Consider the following 6,876-nt stretch of genomic DNA (forward strand, 5'->3'; position numbering starts at 1 on the left):
CAGCTGTACGTACTGAATAATGCGTTGTCACCCGTACCGGTGAAAGGGGTGGGTGAACTGTATATCGGTGGTGTCGGTCTGGCGCGAGGTTATATCAATCAGGAAGAGCTCACCCGTCGCAGTTTTATCGATAATCCGTTTTATGACCCGCACCAGCCTGGCCACTCGTCGCGTCTTTATAAAACCGGGGACGTGGTGCGCTGGTTGCCAGATGGTCAGCTGGAGTATCTGGGTCGAACGGATGCTCAAATCAAGTTGCGCGGCCTGCGAATAGAGTTAACGGAGATAGAAAACCAGTTGCTACAGGTTGCTGGTGTGAGCGAAGGTACCGTGATTGCGAGCAAAATGGACAACGGTGACAGTCGCTTACTGGCTTACATTGTGCCGCAAGACAAATCGCTGTTACAGGGCGAAACGCATGTTGTTGCCCGGGGAGACTACCTGGACGGTTTGCGCCAGGCACTTGCTCACCAGTTGCTGGACTACATGATCCCGGATGTGTTTGTGTTGCTGTCTGAGCTGCCGCTCTCGGCCAATGGTAAGTTGGACAGAAAGGCGTTACCTGTACCTGATATGAGTTCGTTACAAGCAACTTATGTTGCACCTGAAACCACTACTGAGCGTGTTATTCACGATATTTGGGCGGCTCATCTGGGGTTAAATGAGATCAGTATTCACGACAATTTCTTTCAGTTAGGTGGGCATTCTATTCTTGTAATAAACATGCTCGGTAGTTTGCGTAACAAAGGGATCGCACTTGAAGCTCGAGACATTTTTAGCTACCCCACTATTTATAAGCTGTCGTGTTACATCGATAATCGAGTTGTACTGAAAGACAATAGTTTTGTTACGCCCGAAAACCTTATCTGCCCCGGAGTTGAAAGGATAACGCCGCAGATGTTGCCACTTGTGGCCCTTGAACAAACAGAGATTGATGAAATTGTTAAGCAAGTTCCCGGTGGACTAAATAATGTTCAAGATATCTACCCGTTGGGGCCACTGCAGTCAGGTATCTTGTACCACTATCGCTTAACACCTGAATCGGATCCATATCTAATACCTGCTGAGTTTACCATTAATGGGAACGCTCAATTAGAGCTATTTTTGCAAGCATTGCAATTTGTTATGGAGCGTCACGATACGCTGCGAACCATAATCGTTTGGGAAGGCACATCAACCCCAGTGCAAGTGGTTTGCAAGCAAGTTGATTTGTCTTTTGAGCGCATTGAATTGGATAAACAGCGTCCTCCATTCGAGCGACTCTTTACTGCCGCAAATGCGCATACTCCTGTTATAGAAATTAACAAAGGACCGCTTATTAAGATATTTGCTGGAGCAGAAAGGAGCAGTGAGACATACAAGGTACTGATCTATTTTCATCATATCGTTTTTGACCACGTGGGTTTGGAAATCATCAAAGGTGAAATTGCAGCGTACTTTAATCAACAACAGGAAGCTCTGACAAAACCAAAACAGTATCGAGAATTTATCGCTACATTGGCTAATAAGAGTACTGAGCAAGAGTCTTTGGATTTCTTCCGCGAACAACTGGCCGATATTGAAGAAACAACCGCTCCTTTTGGATTGATGGATGTTCACGGTAATGGGAATAATCTGGATATCGTTCAGTTCGACCTTCCTGATTCCTTAACCCGGTCTATTCACGCGATTTCAAGTAAGCTTTCGGTTAGTCCCGCTGCTTTTTTCCATCTTGCTTGGGCAGCTGTCGTAGCTAGTGCTTGCAATAAGAAAAGCGTCGTTTTTGGGACTGTTATGTCTGGGCGCCTTCAAGGCACGGAGAGTATGGATAATGTGTTGGGGGTATTTATTAATACTTTACCGATACGTATTACGCTTACAGATGTTGCATTAAAGGTACAAATTGAACAGGTAAATAAAGCGCTTATAGAACTTATTCAACATGAACAAACCCCCCTTACAATCGCTCAAAAAGGGGCAGGGTTGGCAGCGAATTTACCGTTGTTTACTTCACTACTCAATTACCGTCACTCTAGCGGCTCGTCGGTTGAGGACAATGCTGGTGATGAAAATGAGGGGGTATTTGAGTATCACGGAGGTCAGGAATACACAAATTATCCATTGAGTTTAACTGTTGATAATTTATCAAACCGTTTCGTCCTGGACCTTCAGTGTCATCGTGAGATTTCCGCCAAAAGAGTAGTGGATTATATGGTGACAACCCTAGAAAAAATGGCTGCAGCTTTGGAGTCTGACAATGCAACTACTGAGGCTGTCTTTCACAATCCACTATTGTCGGTGCTTTCGGAAGACGAGAGAAATCTGCAATTGTACGACTGGAACGCTGTAACTCGCGAATTTCCAACAAACAGGTGTATTCATGATCTGTTTGAAGAGAAGGTATCTTTGCACCCAGATGCAGTTGCGCTGACATGTAACATGGAGGCTTTGTCTTACGCTGAGCTTAATGAACAAGCTAATCAGTTAGCGCATTATCTGTCCGATGTTAAACAGGTCAGTCATGGCGATCTGATAGGTGTGTGTCTTGGGCGCTCTTTGGACATGGTCGTAAGCTTGCTTGCCATACTCAAAGTGGGAGCCGCCTATGTTCCACTTGATCCAGATTATCCTACATCTCGAATCGAGTATATGGTGCAAGATTCTGGTACTAGGTTATTAATAACTTCCGGTAAATTTGTTGAAAAATACCAATCTCTGGATATTGACTCAATTGACCTGGACGACATCGCTACCCGGGAGCAAATCAGCGTTCACAAGCGCCACAATTTAGTAACGAGTGAAAGCAGTTGCGAAGACCTGACGTATGTCATTTACACTTCTGGCTCTACAGGGAAACCGAAGGGCGTCATGGTTCAACACAAGGGAATCATTAACACCCTATACGATAACGCTGAAGTATTCGAGGTCAATGAAGGCACAAAATTTCTTCATACATTGACTATTAACTTCGATTCTGCAAGTTGGATACTGTGGATGACCTTGTTACATGGCGGTACTGTGGTAATTGCCGAATCCTTATCTCAAAAGTCTCGAGACCTGTCAAATTACGCAAATCGCCACGATGCTAGTCATCTGATGATGACGCCGTCAAGGTTGGCCATGCTTAATCCGGATGAGGTGCCAAAAGTAAGCCATGTTATTGTTGGCGGCGAGGAGTGTCCCGTTGGCCTGGCAAAAGAATGGGCTGGTAGAGTTAAGCTTATAAACGCTTATGGACCTACAGAAGTCTCAATGTGCTCTACGACTGGCAGAGTGTATGGGGATGAAGAAGTTATCTCGATAGGTAAACCCAATGCTAATACGCCCATGTACGTGCTTTCTACAGACCTGCAGTTACTACCTGTTGGGGTGGCAGGTGAGTTGTACATCGGCGGGATAGGTTTAGCAAAAGGGTATCTTGGTCTTGATAATCTGACGAAAGAACGATTTATCGACAACCCGTTTTATGACACTGAAGACCCATCATCAAGTCAAAAATTATACAAAACCGGTGATCTGGTGAAGTGGCTCCCCAATGGCAGTTTGGAGTTTATAGGTCGCATTGATAATCAAGTGAAAATCAGAGGTTACAGAATAGAGTTGGGCGAAATCGAAGCGGCGATTCGTTCTTTTTCGCGTGTAAGTTCAGCTGTCGTGCTGGCAAAAACACACATTGATAAGACTAAATATCTTGTCGCATATGTCACTGTTTGCCAGTCACCAAGCAACGGAAACGTAAATTACGCCACGCTAGTTGAGCTCAAAACACATCTCGCACAAAGCCTTCCTGAATACATGATCCCACATGATATTAGAGTGATAGAGACGATGCCATTAACTCCTAATGGCAAAATAGACCGCCAGGTTTTGGCGCAAATATCCACAACCCCGGAAACTCGAGACTTTGTGCCACCTGAAACTCAGATGGAAAAAATAATGTGTCAAATTTGGCAAGAGTTATTGGGCTTAAACCGGGTAAGCGTAACCGACAACTTTTTTGAAATTGGCGGACATTCATTGTCAGCAATGAAATTTTTTACGCTGTTGTGGCAGCGACACCAAATTGATTTGGACGTTAAGACTATTTTTGAATTTCCGACATTGCAGCATCTGGCTAACTATATCGATGTAATGCACTCAGGCGAAGCGCTTGTTGAAACGGAGACTGCTGAAGAGCAAAAGATGGAGAACTTTAAAATATGAGCCTGATTGAATTAATGCAGTTACTTGCTCAATCCAATATCAAGTTATCTCTGGATGAGAATAATAGTATCGATATTGTTGCTCCGGAAGGTGCCGTAACACCAGATATATTGCGTCATTTAAAAGAGTCTAAAACTGAGCTGATTCAGTTTTTAAAGCGCAAAAAGAAAACCCCAGTCCCAGCGATATCGGTCATTACCAGAGATAAGCCTCTACCCTTATCCTATGCCCAAAAACGCTTGTGGGTACTTGATCAGATAGAGCCGGGCCAGAGTCAATACAACATTCCGGCAAGCCTGGTGCTGGAAGGTAAGCTGGATGTCGATGCCCTGGAAGGGGCGTTGAACGATGTTGTCGACCGTCACGAGAGCTTGCGAACCACTTTCATGAGCGATGAGGATGGCGAGCCGTATCAGGTTATCCACGAAGCGACAGCGTTACAGGTGCAGCAGGCTGATTTCAGTCACCTGAGCGAGGAAGCGCAGGAGGCGGTTATCCGTGAACAGGTGAGTGAAGAGGGATTGCAGGGCTTTGACCTTACGGCCGACCTGATGCTACGCGGGCGTTTACTGAAGTTGCGTGACGACAAGCACGTGGTGCTGGTCACAATGCACCACATCGCCTCGGATGGCTGGTCGATGTCGTTGCTGATAAAAGAGTTCAGTGCCTTGTACCGGGCGCGAGTAGAAGGAACGCCGAATCCACTGGCCCCGCTGTCGGTCCAGTATGGGGATTATGCCCACTGGCAGCGAGAGTGGTTAAGTGGTGATGTGCTGGCCCGTCAGCTGAATTACTGGGAAACGCAGTTATCGGATTTACCGGTATTACACGGTTTACCGCTGGACCATGGCCGTCCCCATGAGCAGACGTTTAACGGCGCGGTGCATCGCAGTGAGTTAGACGCGTCGGTGACGTCCGCGTTGATGGCGTATTGTCAGTCGCATGAAGCGACCTTGTTCATGGGTCTGCACGCGGTGTTTGCCGGTTTGTTATCGCGTTACAGCAACGAAAGCGACATCGTGGTAGGCAGCCCGATAGCCAACCGGGAGCAGGCGGAGATAGCGGAGCTGATAGGGTTTTTCGTGAACACTTTGGTGCTGCGCAGTGACCTGTCCGGGTCGCCGGGCTTTGAAACCCTGTTACTGCAAAGTAAGGAGGTGTTGTTATCGGCGTATGAGTATCAGCAGGTGCCGTTTGAGCAGGTGGTAGAGCGTCTGCAGCCGGAGCGTAGTCTGAGCCACAGTCCGTTGTTCCAGGTGATGTTGATATTGCAGAACGCCGGGAGTGGAGAGCTGGACCTGCCGGGGCTATCACTGCGTCCGCTGGAGTCTGCAGAGGTGATGTCGAAATACGATTTGACCCTGACGGTGGTGGAGCGCGATGGTGGGCTGGTACTGGAATGGGAATACAACCGGGATTTATTTGAGGCCCGGAGTATCGGGCGTATGGCAGAGCACTTTGGTGTGTTGCTGTCGGCGGCCCTGGCATCTCCCCGGACGCCGGTAGAGAGTCTGGCGCTGTTGACGGGCGCGGAGCGGGAGCAGGTGTTGCATCAGTGGAATGCCACTGAGCGTGCGTTACCGTCACAGGTCAGTTTAGCCGCGTTGTTTGAGGCGCAGGTGGCGTCGACACCGACGGCCGATGCGTTAGTGTTTGAAGGGGCGTCGTTGAGTTATGCGGCGTTGAATGCCCGGGCGAACCAACTTGCCCGTTACCTGGTGTCCGGTTGTGGTGTGACGGCGGGTGCCTGTGTGGGGGTGTGTTTACCCCGGTCGTTTGAGATGGTTACGGCGTTGCTGGCGATAGTCAAAGCGGGGTGTGCCTATGTGCCACTGGCGCCGGACTATCCGCAGGGACGTCTGGACTACATGGTGTCCAATGCAGGGCTTAAGACGGTGATAACAACGTCGGATTTAGCCGGTTTATTCAGTGGCCATGACGGGCAAAGCGTGTGTCTGGATGATGCCGGGGTACAGGATACTCTGGCAACTCATTCACCTGAGAACCTGTCACTGGTTGTGGCCCCGGATGCACTGGCTTATGTGTTGTATACCTCGGGCTCTACCGGCCAACCCAAAGGGGTGATGGTAGAGCACCTGGCCATCGTCAATCGAATTCTCTGGATGCACCGTCAGTATCGCGCAGATAACACGGATCGCATTCTGCAAAAGACACCCTATACCTTTGATGTCTCGGTATGGGAGTTTTTCTGGCCAATCAGTGTGGGAGCGACTCTGGTGATCGCGCGCCCGGAAGGGCACAAAGATCCGGCCTATCTGGCCCGGTTAATCCAGGATACCGGTGTGACTAAGATGCACTTTGTGCCCTCCATGCTACAGGTGATGCTGTCGGGCAATTATCTGAAAGACTGTGAGACAATACGTCAGGTTTTTTGTAGTGGCGAAGCATTAGGTGTTGAGCAGGTAAGAGCCTTCCGGCAATTGTACCCTCAGGTGGCGTTGCACAATCTTTATGGTCCTACCGAGGCGGCAGTGGACGTTAGTTACTGGGACTGCAGTCAATACCAGGGAGAGGAGAAGAGTATTCCTATCGGTGCACCGATAGATAACATCCAGCTGTACGTACTGAATAATGCGTTGTCACCCGTACCGGTGAAAGGGGTGGGTGAACTGTATATCGGTGGTGTCGGTCTGGCGCGAGGTTATATCAATCAGGAAGAGCTCACCCGTCGCA

General features: G+C 48.5%; 2 protein-coding genes. Both read left to right on the top strand.

Annotated elements, in window-relative coordinates; all coding sequences use genetic code 11:
* The first annotated feature begins 48 nt into the window (after positions 1 to 48).
* Positions 49 to 4,182: a non-ribosomal peptide synthetase gene (locus LJ740_RS22930; RefSeq protein ID WP_229531474.1), complete on the top strand. Its 4,134-nt coding sequence runs from the start codon at positions 49 to 51 to the stop codon at positions 4,180 to 4,182.
* Positions 4,179 to 6,876 (top strand): non-ribosomal peptide synthetase (locus tag LJ740_RS22935; protein WP_229531475.1); only part of this gene is annotated, 2,698 nt, incomplete at its 3' end. The genes LJ740_RS22930 and LJ740_RS22935, both read left to right, overlap by 4 nt.

It is taken from the genome of Planctobacterium marinum, from assembly GCF_020687805.1.
Classification (GTDB): Bacteria; Pseudomonadota; Gammaproteobacteria; order Enterobacterales; family Alteromonadaceae; genus Planctobacterium; species Planctobacterium marinum.